This window comes from Dehalobacter sp. DCA (assembly GCF_000305775.1).
Classification (GTDB): domain Bacteria; phylum Bacillota; class Desulfitobacteriia; order Desulfitobacteriales; family Syntrophobotulaceae; genus Dehalobacter; species Dehalobacter alkaniphilus.
In genome coordinates this window covers 1,704,179-1,726,901 of the sequence record NC_018866.1, presented here as the reverse complement: position 1 = coordinate 1,726,901, position 22,723 = coordinate 1,704,179, and the positions used below count along the sequence as shown (strand labels likewise).

The 22,723-nt window shown below is 41.8% G+C and carries 22 protein-coding genes and 2 pseudogenes; 20 read left to right on the top strand and 4 right to left on the bottom strand.

Annotation, left to right across the window (positions count from 1 at the left end; all coding sequences use genetic code 11):
* Positions 1-147: 147 nt before the first annotated feature.
* Complete coding sequence (locus tag DHBDCA_RS08285) at positions 148-915, bottom strand: hypothetical protein (RefSeq protein WP_015043770.1); 768 nt, start codon at positions 913-915, stop codon at positions 148-150.
* A gap of 277 nt (positions 916-1,192) precedes the next feature.
* Between DHBDCA_RS08285 and nrdR the strand changes: the two genes are divergently transcribed.
* The 17 genes from nrdR (at position 1,193) to DHBDCA_RS08210 (ending at position 16,553) form a co-directional block, all read left to right on the top strand.
* Positions 1,193-1,651 carry a transcriptional regulator NrdR gene (nrdR, locus tag DHBDCA_RS08280; protein WP_015043769.1) on the top strand — a complete coding sequence of 153 codons (459 nt, stop codon included), beginning with the start codon at positions 1,193-1,195 and terminating at the stop codon, positions 1,649-1,651.
* 82 nt (positions 1,652-1,733) lie between these two features.
* Entirely contained in the window at positions 1,734-3,857 is a 2,124-nt protein-coding gene (locus tag DHBDCA_RS08275) for a ribonucleoside triphosphate reductase (protein ID WP_015043768.1), read from the top strand.
* A gap of 91 nt (positions 3,858-3,948) precedes the next feature.
* Positions 3,949-4,620, top strand: a complete 672-nt coding sequence (locus DHBDCA_RS08270; protein WP_015043767.1) for an anaerobic ribonucleoside-triphosphate reductase activating protein — start codon at positions 3,949-3,951, stop codon at positions 4,618-4,620.
* A gap of 190 nt (positions 4,621-4,810) precedes the next feature.
* On the top strand, positions 4,811-5,731 hold the full coding sequence (locus tag DHBDCA_RS08265) for a DUF3102 domain-containing protein (RefSeq protein ID WP_015043766.1): 921 nt from the start codon (positions 4,811-4,813) through the stop codon (positions 5,729-5,731).
* Positions 5,732-6,204: 473 nt separating this feature from the next.
* Positions 6,205-6,342, top strand: a complete 138-nt coding sequence (locus DHBDCA_RS15900; RefSeq protein ID WP_193352130.1) for a hypothetical protein — start codon at positions 6,205-6,207, stop codon at positions 6,340-6,342.
* 149 nt (positions 6,343-6,491) lie between these two features.
* Positions 6,492-6,638, top strand: coding sequence for a tyrosine-type recombinase/integrase (locus DHBDCA_RS15955; RefSeq protein ID WP_015043764.1), 147 nt, complete (start codon positions 6,492-6,494; stop codon positions 6,636-6,638).
* A 142-nt stretch (positions 6,639-6,780) separates the two neighbouring features.
* On the top strand, positions 6,781-7,476 hold the full coding sequence (locus DHBDCA_RS08255) for a SprT-like domain-containing protein (RefSeq protein ID WP_015043763.1): 696 nt from the start codon (positions 6,781-6,783) through the stop codon (positions 7,474-7,476).
* Between the two features lie 229 nt (positions 7,477-7,705).
* Positions 7,706-8,269, top strand: coding sequence for a hypothetical protein (locus DHBDCA_RS15785; protein WP_242824882.1), 564 nt, complete (start codon positions 7,706-7,708; stop codon positions 8,267-8,269).
* 411 nt (positions 8,270-8,680) lie between these two features.
* Positions 8,681-8,875, top strand: a complete 195-nt coding sequence (locus tag DHBDCA_RS14975; RefSeq protein WP_081580523.1) for a hypothetical protein — start codon at positions 8,681-8,683, stop codon at positions 8,873-8,875.
* Between the two features lie 57 nt (positions 8,876-8,932).
* Complete coding sequence (gene ltrA, locus DHBDCA_RS08245) at positions 8,933-10,279, top strand: group II intron reverse transcriptase/maturase (protein ID WP_015042955.1); 1,347 nt, start codon at positions 8,933-8,935, stop codon at positions 10,277-10,279.
* A 130-nt stretch (positions 10,280-10,409) separates the two neighbouring features.
* Positions 10,410-10,910: a hypothetical protein gene (locus DHBDCA_RS08240; protein ID WP_242824881.1), complete on the top strand. Its 501-nt coding sequence runs from the start codon at positions 10,410-10,412 to the stop codon at positions 10,908-10,910.
* 285 nt (positions 10,911-11,195) lie between these two features.
* Complete coding sequence (locus DHBDCA_RS08235; RefSeq protein ID WP_015043759.1) at positions 11,196-11,513, top strand: DUF4362 domain-containing protein; 318 nt, start codon at positions 11,196-11,198, stop codon at positions 11,511-11,513.
* Positions 11,514-11,718: 205 nt separating this feature from the next.
* A complete protein-coding gene (locus tag DHBDCA_RS08230) occupies positions 11,719-12,903 on the top strand; it encodes an AlbA family DNA-binding domain-containing protein (protein ID WP_015043758.1) in 1,185 nt (394 codons plus the stop codon).
* Positions 12,904-13,172: 269 nt separating this feature from the next.
* Complete coding sequence (locus DHBDCA_RS08225) at positions 13,173-13,400, top strand: hypothetical protein (RefSeq protein ID WP_015045332.1); 228 nt, start codon at positions 13,173-13,175, stop codon at positions 13,398-13,400.
* 27 nt (positions 13,401-13,427) lie between these two features.
* Positions 13,428-14,789, top strand: coding sequence for a group II intron reverse transcriptase/maturase (gene ltrA / locus DHBDCA_RS08220; RefSeq protein ID WP_015043757.1), 1,362 nt, complete (start codon positions 13,428-13,430; stop codon positions 14,787-14,789).
* Between the two features lie 203 nt (positions 14,790-14,992).
* Positions 14,993-15,751 (top strand): hypothetical protein, encoded by a 759-nt coding sequence (locus tag DHBDCA_RS08215; protein WP_015043756.1) that lies wholly within the window; start codon positions 14,993-14,995, stop codon positions 15,749-15,751.
* Positions 15,752-15,986: 235 nt separating this feature from the next.
* The gene (locus DHBDCA_RS08210; protein WP_015043755.1) at positions 15,987-16,553 is read left to right on the top strand and encodes a transposase; all 567 of its coding nucleotides are present in this window, start codon (positions 15,987-15,989) and stop codon (positions 16,551-16,553) included.
* Positions 16,554-16,831: 278 nt separating this feature from the next.
* Here the strand turns inward: DHBDCA_RS08210 and DHBDCA_RS08205 are convergent, their stop codons facing one another.
* Positions 16,832-18,334, bottom strand: a complete 1,503-nt coding sequence (locus DHBDCA_RS08205; protein ID WP_015043754.1) for an IS5 family transposase — start codon at positions 18,332-18,334, stop codon at positions 16,832-16,834.
* Positions 18,335-18,514: 180 nt separating this feature from the next.
* Here DHBDCA_RS08205 and DHBDCA_RS08200 point away from each other — a divergent pair, with 180 nt between their 5' ends.
* Positions 18,515-19,402 (top strand): MerR family transcriptional regulator, encoded by an 888-nt coding sequence (locus tag DHBDCA_RS08200; RefSeq protein WP_015043753.1) that lies wholly within the window; start codon positions 18,515-18,517, stop codon positions 19,400-19,402.
* A gap of 144 nt (positions 19,403-19,546) precedes the next feature.
* Here the strand turns inward: DHBDCA_RS08200 and DHBDCA_RS08195 are convergent, their stop codons facing one another.
* Positions 19,547-19,921, bottom strand: a complete 375-nt coding sequence (locus tag DHBDCA_RS08195) for a DUF4352 domain-containing protein (protein ID WP_256364965.1) — start codon at positions 19,919-19,921, stop codon at positions 19,547-19,549.
* Positions 19,922-19,987: 66 nt separating this feature from the next.
* Between DHBDCA_RS08195 and DHBDCA_RS08185 the strand changes: the two are divergent.
* Both DHBDCA_RS08185 and DHBDCA_RS08180 read left to right on the top strand, forming a co-directional pair.
* Positions 19,988-21,122, top strand: a pseudogene (locus tag DHBDCA_RS08185) (IS3 family transposase).
* A gap of 77 nt (positions 21,123-21,199) precedes the next feature.
* Positions 21,200-21,514, top strand: a pseudogene (locus DHBDCA_RS08180) (CoA-binding protein); the annotation flags it as partial.
* A gap of 60 nt (positions 21,515-21,574) precedes the next feature.
* On the opposite strand, the gene DHBDCA_RS08175 reads toward DHBDCA_RS08180, so the two are convergent.
* Positions 21,575-22,636 carry an HD-GYP domain-containing protein gene (locus DHBDCA_RS08175; protein ID WP_015045330.1) on the bottom strand — a complete coding sequence of 354 codons (1,062 nt, stop codon included), beginning with the start codon at positions 22,634-22,636 and terminating at the stop codon, positions 21,575-21,577.
* Positions 22,637-22,723: the final 87 nt, after the last annotated feature.

The following is a 22,723-nucleotide window of genomic DNA, read 5'->3' as shown; positions in this document are numbered from 1 at the left end:
TAACAAACGCATGAAATCCCGTCTCGAGACTGAGGCGGGATTTCATGCGTCTTGTGTGTTGTCAACTAGTTTTTATAGAGCCTTACCAGCCTCTTTCTCCTAAGGATTTCTTTGACTTTTCATAGCTGTTATCTGTGTTTGAATTTTTCAAAAACCATAGTTTTGCCTTCTTCTGCTAAATAGACTGGAAGTATAATTCTGATTTTGATCAAATAGTTCATAAGGATTTTGGACAGTTGGATTTTGAACAACAGGTTGGGCAAAGGTACTCAGAGCTTCCGGGGTAGGAGAAGGAACGGCCGGCCCGGGTACAATCTGGTTCTGCGGACGGATTCCAGTCGGGAAGGACTGAAGATTTTTACCAAAGCTAAACAAGCCTCTCCGTGTTTTTTGACGCTTTCTGTTTTGCTTTTCAATCTTTTTTTCTGCTTTGGTTTGTTTTCTCCCGCGTACACCTGCTTCAGATTCTATTCCGGTTTCTGTTCTTTTTGTCCTTTTTATGCCTTTACTTGTATTAATAACTGTACCTGAACCGGTGCTTATTCCAGTACCGGCACCATTTCCTGATCCTGAACTTGGTCCAAGTCCTGATCCTGCTTCTGTCACTATTGTCTTTATTCCTGTGCCACTGTTTGCCTGGGGATTTCCGGGCAAGAGGAATGAAGGGGGATTTCCTTTAAAAATGACTTTATTAATAAGCGGATAGCCGACCCGGTTCAACAAAAAGGTACCGGTTTTACGGGCCATAGGAATACCTATTCTTTTAGCAAGTGGAAGTCCGACTTTCCTGGCAATGGGCATGCCAATCTTTTCAGCAACGAGGGGACCAACTTTACCGGCGATGTATGGCTGAAGTTCCCTCAGTACAATCGGTGCAACTTTTTGCAGAAGATAGGAGGGTTGACCAATACTCATGGGGATTCCTCCTTATGGTTATAATGGAATATATTTACAATAAAAGGATATGTTTTTTTGACGGAAGTGTGTTTGTCTTGATTTATTTATTTTGCAATGATTTGGGACTTAAGTAATGTTTTGCATAAAATCTTCAAGAACTAAAATCGCAAGCAAAACGTAAAATAATCCATATAGAAGGCCTTAGATGCATAAAAACGCCAATAAAAGGCGATTGCTTACTATATATAGTGTTGATAAAATAAGGAATATACAAGATATAGGAAGGATGAGGGTATTGCGCTGTCCTTTTTGCCAGAGTGACGACACGAAGGTGCTGGATTCCAGACAAATTGAGGAAGGTACTGCTATCCGACGCAGACGGGAATGCGATGTCTGCACAAAGCGTTTTACGACGTATGAGCGCTACGAGGATTTTCAGCTGATTGTCGTGAAAAAGGATGGCAGAAGAGAGCCCTTTTCCCGTCACAAACTGCTGTCAGGTTTGAACAAGGCCTGTGAAAAACGCCCCGTGTCCACTGAGCAGCTGGAAACAATGGTCACTGATATCGAAAGAGAAATGCGTGATATCAACGATCGCGAAGTGCCGAGCGAACTGGTCGGCGAAGCCGTCATGAAAAAACTGTTTGAAATAGATGAAATTGCGTATATTCGCTTTGCTTCTGTTTACAGGCAGTTCAAGGATATTCAGAAGTTTATGGAAGAGTTGAACGGACTGGTAAAGCGTCGCAAATAAAACAGTCCCCCAATTGAGATCCTTGCGATAAAGACAGGATATCCATGCAAATAAATATATATGGGAGCAGGAGGACTAAGCCATGTACGTTGTGAAAAGGGATGGAAGAAGAGAAATTTTTAATCAAGAGAAGATTCGCAAGGCGGTAGAAAAGGCTTTTATCGCTACCGAAACCCCCAATGTCACTAACTGGGCGAAGATCGTTACCGACAGGGTATTCTCAGAATTGGAAGCTGCTTACAGTAAGAATGAAGGCTTCCAAATCGAGCAGATTCAGGACAAAGTCGAAGATGTCCTGATGCAGACAGGAAATACCAATGTCGCCAGAGCATATATCCGGTACCGCTTCCAGCATGAAATCATTCGAAATCAGGAAAGCGCCAAAAACGATAACAATCAATTATTCTCTGATTACCTGGGGCTGGGAACCTGGGAAATCAAAGAGAATTCCAATATGGGATTTTCGGTTCAGGGGCTTAACCGGTTTGTAACCAGCAAAGCGACCAATGCTTTCTGGCAGTCCCTGCTTCCGTCTGAAGTCGGTAAAGCGCACGATTCCGGTGCTTTGCATAATCATGACATGGGAGACCTTGCTCCATATTGCGTCGGCTGGGATCTCAAAGATCTGCTTCTGGTGGGCTTTAGGGGCGCGGAAGGCAAGACGACCTCCAGACCGGCCAAACACTTCCGTTCCGCACTCGGACAGATCGTTAATTTCGTTTATACCTTACAGGGAGAAGCTGCCGGTGCTCAGGCGCTCTCCAGCTTTGATACCTATCTTGCTCCGTTCGTCAGAGTGGATAACCTTGATTATAAACAAGGCACACAGGGGATTCAGGAATTTATTTTCAATGTCAACGTCCCGACCAGGGTAGGTTTCCAGTCTCCATTCTTTAATATTACGCTCGATGTGCGGGCGGCCGAATCGGCCATCAAAGATGAGCCCGCTGTCGTTGACGGCAAATTCCTGGATACGCCATACCGGGAATATCAAGCTGAGATGGATATCATCAATATGGCGTTCTGCGAGGTCATGCTCGAAGGTGATGCTGACGGCAATATTTTTAGCTTCCCGATCCCGACATACAACATCACGAAGGGCTTTGACTGGAACAGTGAAGTATCGAGAGCGATCTTTAAAATGACCGACAAATATGGAATCCCGTATTTTGCGAATTTTATCAATTCCGATATGAATCCGGAGGACGCCAGAAGCATGTGCTGCCGTCTGCGTCTGGACAATAGGGAACTCAGAAAACGCGGCGGTGGCCTGTTCGGAGCCAACCCGCTCACGGGAAGCATTGGCGTTGTAACCTTGAACCTGCCGTTGTACGGTTATCTGGCTAAGGGCAACTGGGATCAGTTCATCACGCTGATTGATAACCACATGAACATCGCCCGGTCCTCGCTGCAGACCAAACGCAAAACGCTGGAGATCCTGACGGACAATGGCTTGTACCCGTATACCAAATTTTATCTGAGGGATATCAAGAAACGTTTCGGCAAGTACTGGACAAACCACTTCTCGACGATCGGTCTAGTCGGCATGAATGAAGCGATCCGTAATTTTACTTCGGACGCCGATGACATCACCACTGTTTTCGGACAGAATTTTGCCAAGGAAACATTGAACTATATGAGAGACCGCATCCAGGAATTCCAGGAGCAAGACGGAGACCTCTATAACCTTGAGGCAACGCCTGCGGAAGGTACGAGCTACCGTCTAGCCAAAATCAACAAAAAGCATTATCCCGATATGATTACGGCCGGCGACAATGAACCCTATTACACGAACTCCACCCACCTGCCTGTGGGCTATACCAGCGACCTGTTCCGTGCCGTCGAGCTTCAGGATGACCTGCAGACGCTTTATACCGGCGGGACCGTGCTTCATGGCTATCTGGCTGAAAGTCTCGATGATCTTGCCGTCGCCAAGGCCGTCGTACGCAGGGTGTTTGAGAACTTCCAGCTGCCGTATTTCACGCTGACTCCGACCTTTAGCATCTGCGAAGACCACAAGTATATCAAAGGCGAACACTTCAACTGCCCCGAGTGCGGCAGGGAAACCTTAGTCATGACGAGGGTCACCGGCTTCTATAGACCAATCTCCGCCATGAATCCCGGCAAACAGGAAGAGAAACAAGAAACCATCAAATACCGTGTTACGGGCGTCACGCCAAGTCTGTTTGACGGTGTAGCAAAGTAAGGGTAAGTTGTCACAACGTATCTATTTTATGCAGAAACTTTTACGAGTACAGGTATTTAGTATAAAGCAGAACAAGGATTGGTGATCGCAGATGCTAATGGATATTGAACCTTTCTCTCTTGTCGATTATCCTGGACATATCGTAGCAACGGTCTTTTTTGGAGGTTGTAATTTCCAGTGTGGCTACTGCCATAACCCTGCTTTGGTCAACAAGAAGGAGAAGTCACGGACTTCTCCTTCTGCTGTCATTGAATTTATGAAGACCAGGAAAGGATTACTGGACGGTGTTTGTCTTACTGGCGGGGAGCCGCTTTTATCCCCGGATCTGAATCCCTTTGTAAGAGAGGTCAAAGCGCTCGGTTTCAAGGTGAAATTGGATACCAATGGAAGCAGCCCGGAAAAACTCCGGGAGCTGGCTCCTTTCCTGGACTATATTGCCATGGATATTAAATGTACTCCTGATAAATACGAGAAGCTGACCGCGTGCAAAAACAGCGGAGAGGCGGCGTTTGAAACCATCCAATGGATCAGGGCGAGTACAATTGCATACGAATTCAGAACTACGGTACTGCCGGTCTGGCATACATTTGAAGATCTAAAGCTAATCCGTGAGTTCCTCGGAAATGAAACTCCCTGGGTGCTCCAGCAGTTTCGCCAGTCCCCCCAGGGCGTGCTCGACGGGAAAACTTATGATGCTTATCCTGACTCATGGCTCAAAGAAATGGGAGAGAAGCTGAATTGTCCAGTCCGTGGCCTGAAATAGAAGATTAGTAAGAATAGAAGTATTGCTAACCATTTTTTGTGGTTAGCAATACTTTTGTTTTTTATTTTGTATTTGGAATCAAGATATTTTTAAGGATTGACCATGCGAATGCTTAACGACTGAGGTAGTACACTTTTAAGCATGGCCACATATCCTATAAGTGAAATTAGTCCAAAGGAGTGTGGATATCATGACGTATCCAGCAAAGGATACAGCAACCGATCCGGAGAATGATCCAGTAAGCAATACAGTACCTGATGTCATCAGCGGACGTACGCCGCATGTCATAGCGGCTGAGATTAACATGATCAAATATCAGGCTGAGAATATCTACCTTACCGCTATCGTCGAGATTGGAAGACGGTTGACGGAGGCCAAAGCCTTTCTTAAGTTTGGAGAATGGGGCAAGTGGCTGGAGGAGTCGGTCGATTTCTCCCAAAGCAGGGCCAATAAACTGATGCGTATCTTCAAAGAGTATGGAGAAGGACAGCTTACCTACTCAAATTCGGAGCCGAATCCGAAATTAAACTACAGCCAGGCGGTGCTTCTTTTAGGTATCCCGAAGGAGGAACGGGCGCAATTCATCGTCGATATGGATGTCAAAGGCATGACCACCCAGGAACTGCGTCAGGCGGTCAAGGAACGGACGCAGGCCCGGCAAGAAAAAGACCAGACCCAGCAAGAGAACGCGGACTTCCAGAAAAAAGTGGAAGACCAAAGTGGTACCATCACCGAGCTGACTGCGGAACTCGCCAATCTAAAGGCCCAATTGGAGAACGTCAAGGCGTCCAAAGAAGAACTCGCTATAACGGCCAGACAGCTGAATGATTCGCTGGAATCGCTCCGAAAAAGCTCATCCGCCCAGAGCTACGAGAGGATGAGAAATAACTTCATGAAGAGTTCGCTCAAAGTCAGGGCTAACCATCTCGCCTTCCTCTGTGAAAACTTGGATCAAACCGTTAGGGAAGTAAAGCAAAAGCTGCGCGAAATCGCCCCTAATGACAAGGAGACGTATATCATTTATAAGAATAAGGTTTGCGATCTTATGGATGTGTGGCGTAAAGACGAGGCGTGGAGCAGGGAGGCTTGCCCCTGCGGAGATGGGCAGTAAGGAAAAAAGAGAACGGAGCTGGACGGCATACCTCCTCAAATTCGGAGCCGAATCCGAATTCGAGGAGGTATACTACAGAAAAATATACCCATGTGAGTCAAAAAAGTCTTGGACTCTTCGTCGGTTCGATCTGATTCTGTATTCTCGTACTTCAAAACCATCAAGACAGAAAGCTCAAAATTGCTTTCACCGTACTGGTTCCAAAGCGCTTGAAGCTGTTTATTCGGATAAACGCATATGACATGAAAAGAAGTTTCCGAAATAATACCAAAATTATTTTTCAGGATTGACCATGCAAATTAAAGAAGTTAAAATATTTTTGTAATGGTATTTATTAGTAATATTTCCATTATGTAAGAATGGAGCAGAAAGATGGCTGTATATGTCAACGCCCAGGAAGAAAATCAAAGGGAACTCTTTGTAACTTTTGAGTATTGTTTTTAATATATTCTGCTGGTTTAAGGGTAAGTGAAGTGGTTAATCTGCAAGTGAATGACATTGATAAAAGCAGAATGCTTATCCATATCCGGCAGGCCAAAGGGAGAAAAGACCGGTATTCAATTCTATCTGAAATTACACTAAATATTTTAAGAAAATATGTAAGCGAATAGAAGGTGAAAGACTGGCTCTTTAAGGGAGGAAATGAAGGACGTCACCTATCGGAACGGAGTGTTCAAAATATTTTTTAGGAAGCCTGCATAAAAGCAAATATTAAGAAAGATGTATCTGTTCATCACTCAGACACTCCTTTGCCACCCATTTGCTGGAAGGCGGTACGGATCTGAGATATATCCAGGAACTTTTAGGGCATAAAAATTCTAAAACAACAGAAATATATACCCATGTAAGCCAACGGGATCTAGCCAAAATACACAGCCCAATCGATGCACTGGACATAGAGGTTTAAAAGAAGTAAATTCTGCTAAAGGAAATATCTCCGCAACTCTTGCGGTTTACCTCCATATTTAGATGTAATACGCAATAATTGCGGGAAAACGACGTTAGACGACATATTCTGTCATTTTGATAAAGAAGACTGGAGGTAAGGTTTGTTGTATGTAACTATAGCACACAATGCTGGTAATCCAAATGAAGCAAGAATAAGAAGAAGTGAAAGTGAATATGAACAGTTGGTCAGGGATATATCTCAAGAAATTGGATATAACAGTTCCCCTGAAATAGTATTTTATGATGAAGGGCCAACCGGACAGTGTAATTCTGTTAAGCTTTTTAATATGCATATAAGTAACCTTGGTTTTAACAGAGATGTTCTTAATGGTGGATATACGGAGGAAGAAATAAATCAAATCATTAGACATGAATTAGCTCATGCAATTGCCAATGAAAGATACAATGATGAATGTTCTCATGACGATAGATGGAAGGAAGTATGCAATGAGATCAAATGTGATTCATCTGAAACACTGGGCTTATGTAAAGCGTATTTTGAAGTGACGTTATTAGACAATAAGAAGAGAAAATATAAGTATTATTTGTTATGTGAAAAGTGTCAGAAAGTTCAATTAAGAACTGACAATTGTGGTGGTGTTATTCCATTACTAGTAATGAGTGCGGCAAATGTTTCATTACCACTTACTTTTGGAAATCTAGGTTTAAAGAGTAATTGCTGCGATTCAAAATATAGACTTCAAGCTTCCGCAGAAGGATTATTAGCGGATTTAGAAGAACGTAAAGAATTGTCTAATATTCAGAAAAGATTAAGACAGTTACTCGATAAGCAATAAGGAAATAAGTATCAGGATGTGATTTGAGATTTGCATGTAAGCTTTGGCCATACGTCGTCTAACAGTGAATTCCCAAAATCTGAGAGAATATGGAGGTAGTAACCAGACTTCGGGAATTCACGGGACGTTCTACGACATATTGTGCAAAGGCCGCGCCGTCCTTGGCGCGGATAAAAAGTATATTACTTCACTTTTAGATTAACTGATAGTATAAGAAGTAGGGGATATTATGGAGAATATTATTTTGGTTATTAGAGAACTTCAAGGTATTCTAGGAGCGATACTTGGGAGCATTACAACATTGATTGTCACAGATTTGCTTCGAAAAAAAGGAAAATTGAAATTGTACTTAATAGAATGGGAAGATAAATATCAAACATTTAAAGACGTTGGATGCTCTATGGGTGGTAAAGCGGATTCTGATTTCTATCATTATAGTTTTTCTTATATTTTACAAGCATATAATAAGAGCGATATTCCTAAAATAATGCGGAATTTTAAGGTTATATTTTACAACGGAAAAAATGAAATCTTTTCATATGTTCCTGATGACGAAGGCACGAAGAGATTTAGTAGCCATATGTACCATATTGATAAGATGGAAGTACTAAACATTAATCCGAAAGAAATTCAAGTTTTAAAACAAACTGGATATGTGAACTATGAAGAATTGAACCGTATTGAGGGAGCATCAAAAGTAGAGTTAACCTATTACGATGATAAAGATAAAAAGAGAAAAATTGTGCTTCACAAAGGTATTATTAGTATGAACAATTATAGACCAAGTGTTTAGGAATGTATCTAATCTTTAAAAACATAATGTTTGATTCGTTGAGTTATAGCATAACTTTTCTATTCTGTGCCTTAAGTTTAGCAGCAATTTAAGGCAGCGCTATCCGGGCGCTGTCCGAGTATGAGGGCACAATACGTCGTAGAACAGCGAAGTTCCGCAACTTAGAATAGATGAATGTAGTAAGGCGCTGCGGAACTTCGCGAGACGTTAGTGCGCCAAGCAAAGCTTGGTACTTCTTGCAAGGTGAAAGTCCTTGCTGGGTAAGGTCTAGCCAACCACCCATATCGAGTGTTGCGCCGAAACTGGCAACAGTAAGGCGAAGCGTACACAGAGAACTATATAGGCCATAGGGGGAACCGTAACTCCTGAAGCAAATTCAGCCTCGTAAACGTGATAAATGCAGATGGCGACGTGTTTAACGTCACGGAAGCCAACACAGAGGGATCGAAAAGGCAAGATTCCCGAGGGTCTGCCGGGGTCAGAGAACATGGCATGTATGGAGAGAAGGATCAGGAACTTGGGAGACCCTGTTTGTTCCGGCGAAAGCCGGTAGGACTTACCAATCGAAGAAGAGGAAGGCTGATGACAGACAGGGAGTCGGATTAACCCATACTACTCTGAGGTCGGGAAAGCCGGCTACATGGGGAAGGGGTTAACGAGAGTATGCAGCTTGCAAAGGAAACATCAACCGGACAAGCAGGATCGGAGAAATTGATGCGAACTTCCCTGCAAGGAATAGCACAGAAAGCAAAAAGACTTAAAAGCTATCGATTTCGCAACTTATACCGGATGCTCAACTACAGCTCACTCACAGAAGCCTGGAAAACGAACAACAAAAAGGCAGCTGCCGGAGTGGACAAAGTAACAGCCAAGGAATTTGCAGAAGAGCTTAAGCAAAACATAGAAAACCTGGCAGAGCATCTGGAAAAGAAAAGATATCGGGCAAAGTTGTTACGAAGGGTAGACATACCGAAAGGGGAAGGAAAAACAAGACCGCTGGGAATACCAGCCATAGCGGATAAGCTCGTGCAGAGCGCAGCGGCAAAGATATTGGAAGCCATCTATGAGCAGGATTTCCTTGCAAGTAGTTATGGATACCGGCCAAAAATCAGTGCTCACACAGCAATCAAAGACTTAAGCAAAGAACTCAACTATGGCGACTACAGCTACATCGTAGAAGCAGACATCAAAGGATTCTTTCAAAACATAGACCACGCTTGGCTAATAAGAATGCTAGAGCAACGAATAGATGACAAGGCATTTCTGGGACTCATCAAAAAGTGGCTCAAAGCAGGAATCTTAAAGCAGGATGGAGAAGTGGAACATCCAATAACAGGAAGTCCGCAAGGCGGAATCATTAGTCCAATACTAGCGAATACTTATCTGCACTATGTACTTGACCTATGGTTTGAGAAGATAGTAAAACCAAACTGCGAAGGAGAAGCGTATCTATGCAGGTACTGCGATGATTTTGTATGTGCGTTCCAATATAAAGGAGATGCCGACAAATTCTACAGGTCGCTACCTAAACGGTTAGAGAAATTCGGACTGGAACTGGCAGTGGATAAGACCCAAATCATCCAATTCAATCGATGGTTGAGAAAACAAAGCAGCAGCTTTGAATACTTGGGGTTCGAATTTCGATGGGGAGTATCTCGCCGGGGGAAAACAATAATCACCAGGAGAACAGCCAGGAAAAGGTTAAGGAAGTCCCTGGCAAACTTCAAAGAATGGTGCAGAGAGAACCGGAACAAAAGACTAAGACGATTGTTCCCGGAGCTAAACAGCAAATTAAGGGGCTATTACAACTACTATGGGCTGATAGGAAACTCTGGAAGGCTGAGAGAATTCTACGAACAGGCAATGAAAACCCTGTACAAATGGCTGAATAGAAGGAGTCAAAGGAAAAGCTTTGATTGGAGCGAGTTTAATAGGGTATTAAAAAGGTATGGAGTACTAACCCCAAGGATAGTCGAAACGAACCAGAAGCAGCTTAGCTTTGGGTTTTAAGCTTTATTACGGAAGCGAATACTCTTGAAGAGCCCGGTGCGGTAGTTCCGCACGCCGGGATCTGTGCGGGGGGTGTCGGGCGACCGGCATCTCTACCGTGACAATGAAATATTTGCTTAAGGGGATTAAAGTGATTCAAGAAGATTATAACGAAAATGAACATAGTAAAGAATTATATGCTTACTTTGGTTTAGCAGTATTTCATGCACAAGTTTTAGAACACCAATTGGTGAACATGATTGTTCTAATGAAAAGCCTGCAAGAAGAAAAAATAACAAGTAATTATATTGAAGCACTTTTTTCAAGAAAATTATCAAATACGATGGGACAACTGATAAATGAAATAAAACAAATGTTTAATCTAGAAGACGATGAAATTATGCAACTCAAAACAATTTTAGAAAAAAGAAATTTTATTATTCATGATTACTTTAAAGAACGGATTTCATTAGCATACAGTAAAGATGGAAGAGATTCTATGATAATTGAATTAATAGATTTTATTGAGCAAGCAAACAAAATCGATAAAAAACTTGAAAGATATACGGATGATATGAGTGCAAAATTGGGGATTACCAAAGAATTGCTAACGGCACAAATAGCTAAAATGGTGGCAAAAACTGATGTTTGAGTCAATGCTTCGAAGGCAAATACTTCATCTAACACGGCAATTCCGCAACTTAGAATAGATGAATGTATTAAGACGCTGCGGAACTGCCTGAACGTTATACGAAACCACTGGGTCTTAATGGTTTTTGAGAAAGTATTTTTGATTTAAGTAACAAGGTGGTAATGAACCGTGAAAAAATTTACGATTTTCTCATTATTCTTCGTTTCCTTGATTTTGTTTTTATCAGCTTGCTAGGCTCTTTTTCCATATTATAGTTCTACGACGGCGATTGAGAATGGCGACATAGTGGAATTAAAAGGCAAAATTTACAATATCGATAAACTTGATGAGTTTATTGATAGTATTAATAGAGGAGAGAAGACAAAAGTCCAAATCGATATATATAATACAAAGAATAATCCGGCAATGTACATAATTGAATTTGATGGAAAGCTATTAAGTTATTCATTTACAAGACCTTCAAATGATGATTCTAAAGATATACTTGCTGAAGTTAACGCCGAGATTGTAAAGGCAAGTAGAGAAGAGAATGAAGACGGCATCAAATATTATCTTATAGACAATAGTGGTATTAAAACCTGTTTTTTTAATGCACCAAAGTGATTTTATATTAATGTTTGGGCAATTCTTTGCCGTGGCATCGTATAACACAGGATTTACGCAACTTTGTATAGATGACACATAACACGGTTTTCCCGACACTTGGAGAATGATGCATGCGGTTAGGGCGCGTCGGGAACACCTGGACGTTATATGACATGACCACCCTCTGGGGTGTGTTTGTTAAGTGAGTTTAAGGAGGAATTGTATGTCAATAGATAAAAATATTGATGGGATTACTTTGGAAGATATTGAGAACTTAATAACAAATGAGGTTTGTGAATGTAGAAACTTGGAATACAAACTCGAACTACCTGATTCAGGTGATAAGAAGAGGGAGCTTTTATATGATATTTCTGCAATGGCAAATGCTGGCGGCGGGGATATAATTTTTGGGATAAGAGAAGACTCCGGAAAACCCATAGCAATAGAGGGTATTCAAACACAAAATGCTGATTCAATAATATTATCATTCGAAAACAGTATTAGAGACTGCATATCACCAAGAATTATCGGATTAGCTGTTCGTTCTTTGAAAGTATCAGAAGGTCAATATATCTTTATGTTTAGAATTCCTAGAACTTTGAACTTTCCTCATATGGTTACAATGGGAGGAACACAACGATTTTTTACACGGAATTCTGCAGGAAAATATCCAATGGATGTTACAGAAATTAGAGCAGCATTTCTTACGGGAACAAGTTTCATTGAACAAGCTAAATCTTGGCGGATGGATAGATTAAATAGGTTACTACTAAACAAAGGAGCCACTCCAATCGAGGGAGGGGCAAAAATTGTATTGCATTTGATTCCATTATCGTCAATGGATATTCAAAGTTATTTGGATGTTAAAATCTTGAAAGACCAGACATCAAATTTATGGCCATTTTACACAACTGGAATGGACTATCGCTATAACCTTGATGGTTTTCTTACCTTTGCGTTATGGCCAGGTAGTGTTTTACCTCATGGATATGTTCAATTTTTCAGAACTGGTCAAATCGAATCTGTTGATATTGGCTTATTAAAGCCACTAGAGGATAATAGAAAATTCATTGCCTCTATAAAATATGAAGAGGATGTTATCAATCATACAAGAAAATATTTAAATGCGATGAAATCAGTTGGTATTCAACCACCTATAGTAATAGAGCTAGCTCTTCTAGGTGTTAGAGATTATTACATGGGTGTGGGCCAACGGTTTGCACGCTTTGGTACACCAGATCTAATAAAGGAAGATGATTTGGTTTTGCCTGGAGTATTAATAGAAAATTGGGATGCTGATTTGGGAAAGTTACTAAGGCCTATATTTGATACCGTTTGGAATTCATGCGGGTGGTCCGGTTCTCTGAATTATGATGAGGCAGGGAATTGGAGACCACATTCAGAGTAAAATTTGGATTGCATTTTGGGTCTGGGTGGTCACATCATATAACAGTGAATTCCCAGTGCGTCCTGGCAGGTCGCACGTTCTAACGGGGGCAGATCCCGTCGAAGTAAGGTCTAGCCAACCGCTCCGTATCGAGTCTTAGAGGTATTGCGGTAACGTGATGCTTTAAGCGTAGACAGAAAGTCAGCGAGGTAGAATTGACCGGTTGGTAACCGGCAGTGAACGGTATCGAGCCCCGAAAATGCTGTAACTAATGAGGATGGCCGAAGCGGTTGGGAACGTGGAAGGCAACAGCTATCTGTACGAAAATGGCGAGTGCGGATAGACACCTCCGGGGTCTAAGGCCCTACCTAGCTGAACAACAAGAATGTGCGGAAACCCAGGGAGATCCCGGAAAGGTCTTTCCGCAAGGAGAGTATGCCGAACAAGCCGAAGAGGCAAGGAAGGCAAAAGCCGCCGGGAAGTCGGATTACGCTAATAGTACTGATGACTTCAGGTAATGCTGAACGAGGGAAGGAGTGTAACATATGGAACCGCCTGCAAAGGACACACTAACCGGACGCAGAACCGGAGAAACAGTGAGAACAAAACTTGCAAGCATAGCACAAAGAGCCCAAAGACATAAGAAAGCAAAATTCTGTTCCTTAGCCCATCTCATGAGCAAAGGGACACTGAGAGAAGCGTTCAGAAGACTATCCGGTACAGCAGCTTCGGGAATAGACGGAGAAACAAAAGCATCCTATGGGGGAAATCTTGAAGAAAACCTAAGAAACTTGCTGGAACAGCTCAAAGAAGGATCATACAGACCGACACCGGTGCGTAGGAAATTCATACCTAAAGCAGGAAGCAATAAACTCAGACCACTCGGAATCCCTGTACTGGAAGACAAACTGGTGCAGAACGCTCTGGTGATCATTCTGGAAAGCATCTATGAGCAGGATTTCTTGGAAGATTCCTACGGATTCAGACCGGGCAGAAGTCAACACGACGCCCTAAAAGATCTGAGCCGGAAAATAGGGACCAGGAAAGTCGGGTATATCGTAGATGCCGACATTCGCGGCTACTTTGATCATGTCGACCATGAGTGGCTGCTGAAAATGCTCCAAGAACGAATCAGTGACAGCAAAATACTGAAGCTCATCAAAAGATTCCTCAAAGCAGGGGTAATGGAAGAAGGAAAACTGAGCAAGACCGAAGAAGGCGTTCCCCAGGGAGGAAGCCTATCTCCATTGTTGGGAAACATCTACCTGCACTATGTGCTTGACTTATGGTTTAACAAAATAATAACAAAACAGTGCCAGGGAGAAGCTTATCTTACTCGTTTTGCGGATGATACAGTTGCCTGCTTTCAATACCAAAAAGATGCTGAGCGGTTTTACGAAGCCTTAAAGAAACGGCTGAAGAAGTTTAATCTGGAAATAGCAGAAGAGAAAACCAGAATCATCGAGTTTGGCAGGTATGCCCAAAGAGATGTTCAAAGACGGGGAGGAAGAAAGCCGGAAACATTCGACTTTCTGGGAATCACCCACTACTGCGGAAGAAGCCGGAAAGGGCGATTCAAGCTAAGATGGAAAACAGCCCGGAAGAAATTCCAGGCCAAGCTCATAGAATTTAATGAGTGGATAAAAACAAACCGAAACCTGCCGTTTAAAGACATCTGGAAGAAAGTCAATGCTAAACTCAGAGGGCACTACAACTATTACGGAGTCAGTGATAACTGGCAAGGGCTATTGGAATACCGAAATCAGGTAGAACGCATACTCTATAAATGGCTGAAACGGAGAAGCCAGCGAACCAAACTAACCTGGCCACGTTTTAACCAGATGCTAGAGAGATATCCGCTGGTCAGGCCGAAATCACTAATCAATCTCAATTCAGCCTTTGTGTAAAGAGGACCATGTGTGGAGCCGGATGCCTTAATTGGGCACGTCCGGTTCTGAGAGGGTTGTGGCTCTAGGAGGAGCCCTTCTACTCACCAAATCTGAGAGAATATGCAAGTAGTAACTAGACTTCGGGAATTCACGAAACGTTCTACGACATATCCCGCACGGACGCGCCGTCCTGGCGCGCAAATAAAATTGAAGGGGATCATATGAAAGAATTATCAATAGCTGATATTTTTCGTCAAGGCTTTGAACTTTACAAGAAGTACTTCAGGATTTTATTCGCTGTATCATTTTTTATAGCTATCATTAATCTTTTTAATATCGTACCTCAATTTTTGTATCAGCTACTAAATGAACAAATATTTCTTATATTAGAGTTTGTTGTAGGTTTGATTACAGCATTTTTAAACGTCAAGTATGGTATATGTATGTTAATTGTTATCTGGGAGTCAATCCATAATAGAAGAATCAATATTGAGAAGGCGTATGAACAATCATCGAAGTATTTTTGGAGAAGTATAGGCAACACTTTTTTAGTAGGTTTGACAGTTTGTATTCCTATGTTATTACTAGGTTTTGTTTTAAGATCATCCTTAGAAGTTTTCTATAAATATCCATTGATTATTATCTTGTCTTTAGTAATAGCTTTGATATCGGCATATTTTTATTTTGCTCCTATTTCAGTACCGCTTTCACCGGAAATTGACAATAAACTATGGTATAGCATGTATTTAGTAAAAAATCATGTTATAAAAGTAATTATTATTATTTTTATAAGTACATATCTTCTTCATATTCCGTGGTACGTTATTCACTCTTTTGGAACGATTTCGCCAGCGTATTTTACTTTATTAAGAGGTAGTATTAATGTCGCGATTAATCTGTTTCTTTTACCTTTCTCTTTAACTATTACAGTTGTGTTGTATGATAAGTTGATTAAGCTAAAAGATAAAAAGAAAAGCTGAAAATAAGTGTGCGCCATCCGGGCGCACTCTGAATCAGGGGGCGGGATACGTCGTAGAACAGCCGGTTCCCGCCACTTGGAGGAATGATGCATGCGGTTGGGACGCGTCGGCAATACTCGAGACGTTAGGCGACATGTGGCGGTATCTGCCATCCACAGACTGTGTAAAAACACAGGAAATAATAAATAAATATGGTATAATTAAGTAAAAAATTAGTTATTCAAGGAGAATAATTATGCCATATAAAAGCGGAATAAACCGAGAACAAGTAACTCTATTTCCGGAAACCTTAGATGATTATATAGCAGAGGACAATGAAGTTCAGTTTATTGACGCATTTGTAGATAATCTAGAAATAGAATTTAAGTATTCGAAAGCATGTGAAACGGGCTGCCCTCCATATAACCCCAAGGATCTGCTAAAGCTCTACCTCTATGGATACATCAATGCAATCAGATCAAGCAGAAAACTTGAAAAGGAAAGTCATAGAAATTTAGAGGTAATGTGGCTTTTGAAAAGACTAACACCTGATCATAAAACGATAGCGAACTTCAGGAAAGACAACAAAGAAGAAATCTCAAAAGTGTTTAAAGAATTCACACTACTCTGTAAGAAACTATCTATGTTTGGTGGAGAGCTAGTACCGGTAGACGGAAGTAAGTTTAAAGCGGTAAATTCTAAAAAACAGAACGTCGTAAAAGAAAAAGCGGTAGCAAGAATAAAAGAAATTGAGAAGCAAATAGAAGAGTACATGAACCTAATTTATTTACACACTGGCAATACCGTAACAGGAATGTTGTAATGAGTTGAATGATAAGAGCCGGATGAGGGGAGACTTTCAAGTCCGGTTCCGTGAGAAGTTAAGGGTGAAATTCCCTTGGCTTACTCGACTGCGGGGGGTGCCGGGTAACCGGCATCTCTACCGTGACGATGAAATTTTCCATATCTGCGTATTCCTTAATAGTCTAGTTTTTTGCTAGGGAACTTACTTTGTAGAATAAGAAAAGACCCCTTTTATGGGATCTCAACGATGTATTTGTTCAATCTTACTTAGGGGCTGCTGAACAGGATGTTATTTTCTCAATAAGCTAACCTGATCAGCCCGAAATTCTCTCTAATAAAATTGAGTATAAGAATCCGGAGCCTGCGCTCCAGGTTCATTACCAACAGCTGCATGGCGATAACAGTCTCACTGGTTTCTTTGAGACGTGCCATGATACGTCCGAGCCCATAAAACCGCTTACCTTCTCCGAATTTTCCTTCAACAGCGTTTCGTATTCCAGCATCCAGCCGTTCTTGTTTCTTTTGTTCTCTTAATAGTTCCTGATCTTTGGCTGGTCTGCCGAGCGGTGGACCGCTCAATCGAATGCCCAGTTTCTTGCAGTAGTTAAGGTTATCTCTGTTCCGGTAGATCTTGTCTGCCATCACGGCTTCTGGATAAAAACCATACCTTTGGTAGTAGTTTTCAACCGATTGCATGAGTGTCTTGCTTTCATTGAAAGCGTCAAAGCTCAAGCTCTCCATATAACTGAATCCGTTCACAACACTGATGGCAAGCTTAGCTCCAAATTCTACATCTGCGTTTGACTTGCCTCGTACTATGGGTCTGACAAAAGGCATATGCAGGCTGACGATGCGATCTTCTACCGAATGTTTACCCTGTTTGTACATTTCCAGCTGTTGCCAGTAGATTTCTTGACTGACGAGCAGATTGCGGTATTGGCGTTTAGTTAAGAGAGTCAGCGAACTTTTTTCAGCAAGAGTCTTAATGTTTTTCAGATCCCGTCGAATATATCGCAGCTGTCCTCCGATTCCTTTGCGGATCATCTTAGCAGTCTTATGTTTCTTTTTATCAATGTTCAGATAGCTTTTGCGTGCATTGCGACGGTAGGATCTGGGTTTCTTGAGAATCCCGGCATGCGGTGCATGCAGTACATCAATGATTTCTTCCAAAGCCTGCCGGGTTGTGTTCAAAAGCCAGATATCTGTAGGATAGTGAATATCCGCAGGGGTGCAGGTTGCATCCAGGATCAGCTTGCCTGAGTTCTTGGTTTCTGAAGGTTCTTCATTCGTTTTCTCTTCTTGTCCTGTATCATCAGAGTCTTCACCATCAGAAGGAGGGGTGTCGTCTGAGCCATCTGAGTCATCTGGGTCATCTGGGTTTTCTGGATATTCATGTTCTCCGGCTAGTCTGCTAGTAATCTCGTTGATTTCGTTGATAATATCCTTGTCCAAACGTTTGCGGAAATGGGTCATGAGTGAATGATTGAATGGCGGTTTATCTACAAATGCACTTAGGCCAATGAAATATTGCATGTACGGATTTTCTGTGATCTCTTCGACCGTGTCACGGTCAGATAATGATTTCACATTTTGAATGATCAGAGATCCGAGTGCCAAACGCACCGAATAGGCTTTTTGTCCGCGACTGACAGGAAAACTTCTGGCATACTTCTTCTCAACTTCGGCCCAGGGGATCATTAATGCGAGCTTACACCATTTATTGTCCGGGTTTAAGTTCCCGCCAAAAGGCAGAAAGAATTCGTGCGGAAATGTAATCTGCTGTTCGGTAGGTTTGTACATGAAAACACGCTCCCAAGTGCAAGGTTTTTTAACATAATATTTATGTTTACATGTACTATTTTACCAAAAGTCGGGGTTAAAACCCAGTGTTTATGCTGATTTTACCGTTATTCAGCAGCCCCTAAGTACTTGACTAGCACCTAAGAGGATACCTTAAGCTGGAATCAGGAGGTGTAAGGTATGCAAGTGAATGAGATTTGTAAACAAACAGGTTTAACGAAAAAAGCAGTTGAGTATTATCAATTAAAGGGTTTAGTATCACCTAAAGTTAACGAGAACGGATATAGGGAATTTTCTGACTCAGATTTATCTCGTTTGAAAGAAATTGCGTTATTTCGAAAACTGGAATTATGCACGGATGAGATCAAGCAAGTGCTTGATAGTAACGACAAGAAGCACACTCTTGCTTTAATTAAGCAAGCAAAAGAGATTCAGGCAAAGGAAAAATTATATCGACTTGATTTGATAGGACAGTTGATTAATGGGGTGGATGTTGCTGAAATTCAGGATAGATTGAATTTATTAGAACAACAATCTACGATTAAAGAAAAGTTATTAATGGCGTTTCCCGGATACTATGGGAGATACTTTAGCTTTCATTTTGGCCAATTTCTCAATGAACCAGTAAAGACAAATGAGCAGAAAGTGTTATATGACAACATTGTTAACTTCCTTGACGATATGGAACCAATCGAAATTCCAGAAGAGTTTCAATTAATTTTGGACGAAGTTGACAAATATATGGACAATGAAAAAATTGAAGAAATGAGTGCCAACATACAGAGTACTTATGATGACTTTGACACGTATTGGGAAAACAACAAAGATAATATCATTCAATATACAGAACTTAAGAAAACGGATAAGTACCAGAATTCAGTAATGGCACAACTCATGGATTTGTTTCGTAAATTTGGAGAAACAAACGGATACTATGATGTGTTCATTCCGACGATGAGAACGCTAAGTCCAGCATATGATTTTTATTACAAGAAGATGCTGGAAGCAAATGAGAAATTGATACAAAAAATACCTGATGTTGAAAATTGGTACGAACCAACAAAATGAGCTTTATCCTTGGTTTATAATTTAAAGTGAAGATGCTAAAGATAAACTGGAAAAGTGGAAAAAAGACTTAAGTGAAAAAACATAAAGAAAGAAGGCCGAATCTCAATTTATTATGACTCGGCCAAAATCTATACTTTTCCAAGCCTATTGACCAAGGTTTATTATCTGGTACTGTCCACCAGACCATCCTAAACCACTTGAAACTTGTAATTTTAAACCTTTTAGGTTTTTAGGAATTTCAAATACAATATATCCACTTTTGCTTGTTCCCGGGTTTACCTGGGCTAGAAAGAAACTATTATCGGTGTTTACATACATGTCTGCTTCAGCCATAGCAGAATATTCTTTGCCTTCAGCATCTTTTAACTTAAATAAGCTAGTATCAATGGTACGAGTCTCTTTATCGTTGTTTGATACCTTTACTTTTATTAGTAAATATTCATTTTCGGTTGTTTTTTGCAAATATTGATTTTGCCCGATTTTAGTGCTCCTTTTTACCTCGCTTGCAGTATACCCAATTGACCTAGATCACGTTTGATAGACACAGAGAATACCCCTATAATCAAAATAACGGAGGTATTCAAAATGGCTTACGACAAAGAGTACAAAGAGTTGGTTGTCAAGAGGATCATAAACAAGGAAACAACGATCAGAGAAATGGCAACAGAGCTAGGCGTGCATTACACAACAGTGCGCGACTGGGTCAGACAATATAAGCAACATGGAGACGAGTCCTTCCCAGGCAAGGGCAAACTGCGTCCCGAGGATGAGGAGATCATAAAGCTCCGCAAAGAATTACTTGATCTTAAAGAGGAAAACGCAATCCTAAAAAAAGCGGCGGCCTACTTCGCGAAAAATCAGAAATAAAGAAGTTCAAATTTATTTATGAACATCGCTCCGTATTTCGGATTGCGAAGATGTGTCAGGCCTTAAACGTATCAAGGAGCGGTTATTACGCTTTTCTAAAAAGACCGCCCAGCGCCAGAGCCGAAAGAAAAGCTGCGCTGCTGAAAACCGTTACAAGCCTCTTTTACAAATACAAGCGCATCTATGGTGCGACCAGAATAACCAAAGAGCTGCCTCAAGAGCAATTGGCCTGCAAGACAACAGTTGCCAAAGTGATGCGGGAGAACGGCCTTCGTTCAAAGGTGATTAAGAAATACAAAGCAACCACAAACTCACGTCACAACTTGCCAGTTGCTGAAAATATACTTAACCGTGAGTTCACTGCATCCCGTCGCAATGAAAAATGGGTTTCAGACATCACGTACATTGCTACGGATGAGGGCTGGCTCTATCTGGCAGGGATTCTGGATCTTTACGACCGTTCAATTGTCGGTTGGTCAATGGATAGCCGTATGAAAACGTCACTCGTGATATCGGCTCTAAGGAATGCCATCGGTCGCAAAAAACCTAAAGAAGGTACTCATTTTACATTCAGATCGTGGTGTACAGTATGCCAGTCATAACTACCAGAAACTAATACCAGGAAAAGAACTTTGTTTGCAGCATGAGCCGCAAAGGCAACTGTTATGACAATGCCCCAATGGAATCATTCTGGGGTAAGTTGAAAACAGAATGGCTTAATGACATGCATTTCAAGACCAGAGATGAAGCAAGATCAGCAGTATTTGAGTACATTGAGCTCTTTTACAATCGCAATCGCATTCATTCTTCCAACGATTACATAGCGCCATTAAAGGTGCATGATGCAGCATGATTGCGTAATTCAATGAAAACAATAATTATTTAGGGTTTCTCCGTGTCTACCAAACGTAGGCAAGGTCAGTTTTTGCCGTAAATCCTAATATGGACAGTATTGACGGCGAGATCTGCTATGAAAACCTTCAGTCTTTGCCGCAGAAAGCCGACGGTGCAGTGATCGTCGTCCCTCCGGACCAAACCAATAAGGTCGTTAGGGACGCGGTAGAAGCTGGAATCAAACATATCTGGATTCAGCAGGGGGCTGAATCCAAAGAGGCTATAGACTATTGTACGGAAAATCATATAAACGTCATCCATGACCAATGCGTCCTAATGTTTGCAGAACCATCGTTTCCTCATTCGTTCCACCGGTCCGTACTGAAGGTGTTTGGAAAACTTCCAAAATAGTAGGTTAGCCGGCTCAAAAAACATTTGAGCCGGCAATTTTTTTCAAGAAATGGATCAGCTTCACTCGACAATGGATACAATAAAGGTTGTAAGATCTTCGACAAGGTTATATTCCTTAGCCTGGACATGGGCCAGCCCTTTGTCGGCGATTAATACCCTGATAATCGGGCGCATCGGCAAACTTTTATTTTGGTCAACCACAATCCCAACTTCACCTGTATTGAGCTTAACGGTACAGCCGGTCGGATAGGCCGCAACATGCTTTAAGAACGTTACAACCAACTGCTGGGAGAATAGCTTGTTCGCACATCCCATCACAATTTCACAGGCTTCATGCGGGACGATCCGGGAGTGGCCCGGGCCATCATTGACCAGATTATCATAGAAGTCGGCCAGCCCTACGATTTGAGCCAAGACATGGAGGTGCCGGCCGGACAGCTTCCGGGGATAGCCGTTTCCGTTCAGCCATTCGTGATGCTGCAAAGCAATATGCGCACTCAATAAGTTTAATTCCGATTTGTTCCGAAGTATTTCAAATCCATGTACGGTATGCGTCTTATATAGGTCATTTTCCTTCAGAGTAAAGGCCTCACGTTTGGCGACAAGCTCTTTTGGCAGCTTGACAGTCCCTATATCGTGAAGCAAAGCCCCTACCGCCAGCGCCTCCAGGGTATCTTTATCCAGTCCCAAAGCTTTGCCCAAAATTGTCGCAAGGACACAAACACTGACTGAATGCGCATAAACTTGATTGTCATAGCTCCGCATATCTGTCAGGCTCAGAAATATCTTCTCTTGAAACAGAACGTCTCCGATGATGTTGTTTACCGTCTTTTTTACCTGAAAACCATTGAGGTCTTTACCGATTCGTACCGCTTCCGCTGAATGCTCAATGGAGTTCATTGCCTCCCGCCTGTTTTCCTCGGAAATGACATCTTCGATAACAATATCCTTCGTTTCGTCATCGTCCACATAGACAATACTGATGCCCAGCTCTTTCAGCCGCTCGATATAGGGGGAGGTCAGCGTGACTCCTTTCCCAAGTAATGAACGGCCGTTATGCGAGAAAATGGTTCGTCCCAATACGTCTCCCTTTTGAAGCCGGTTTACACTTACCTGACGCAATTGTAATCTTCCTTTCCGATAAATCAGTGCTAGCTGAAGCAACAAAAAAATCACCAGCAGATTGCATGGCGACATTCAAAACAAACC

What these genes read in the sequence shown, in the direction of transcription:
- DHBDCA_RS08285 (WP_015043770.1), bottom strand. Translation starts at nt 915, where the DNA reads ATGAGTATTGGTCAACCCTCCTATCTTCTGCAAAAAGTTGCACCGATT.
- DHBDCA_RS08275 (WP_015043768.1), top strand. Translation starts at nt 1,734, where the DNA reads ATGTACGTTGTGAAAAGGGATGGAAGAAGAGAAATTTTTAATCAAGAG.
- DHBDCA_RS08270 (WP_015043767.1), top strand. Translation starts at nt 3,949, where the DNA reads ATGCTAATGGATATTGAACCTTTCTCTCTTGTCGATTATCCTGGACAT.
- DHBDCA_RS08265 (WP_015043766.1), top strand. Translation starts at nt 4,811, where the DNA reads ATGACGTATCCAGCAAAGGATACAGCAACCGATCCGGAGAATGATCCA.
- DHBDCA_RS15785 (WP_242824882.1), top strand. Translation starts at nt 7,706, where the DNA reads ATGGAGAATATTATTTTGGTTATTAGAGAACTTCAAGGTATTCTAGGA.
- ltrA (WP_015042955.1), top strand. Translation starts at nt 8,933, where the DNA reads ATGCAGCTTGCAAAGGAAACATCAACCGGACAAGCAGGATCGGAGAAA.
- DHBDCA_RS08230 (WP_015043758.1), top strand. Translation starts at nt 11,719, where the DNA reads ATGTCAATAGATAAAAATATTGATGGGATTACTTTGGAAGATATTGAG.
- ltrA (WP_015043757.1), top strand. Translation starts at nt 13,428, where the DNA reads ATGGAACCGCCTGCAAAGGACACACTAACCGGACGCAGAACCGGAGAA.
- DHBDCA_RS08215 (WP_015043756.1), top strand. Translation starts at nt 14,993, where the DNA reads ATGAAAGAATTATCAATAGCTGATATTTTTCGTCAAGGCTTTGAACTT.
- DHBDCA_RS08210 (WP_015043755.1), top strand. Translation starts at nt 15,987, where the DNA reads ATGCCATATAAAAGCGGAATAAACCGAGAACAAGTAACTCTATTTCCG.
- DHBDCA_RS08205 (WP_015043754.1), bottom strand. Translation starts at nt 18,334, where the DNA reads ATGTACAAACCTACCGAACAGCAGATTACATTTCCGCACGAATTCTTT.
- DHBDCA_RS08200 (WP_015043753.1), top strand. Translation starts at nt 18,515, where the DNA reads ATGCAAGTGAATGAGATTTGTAAACAAACAGGTTTAACGAAAAAAGCA.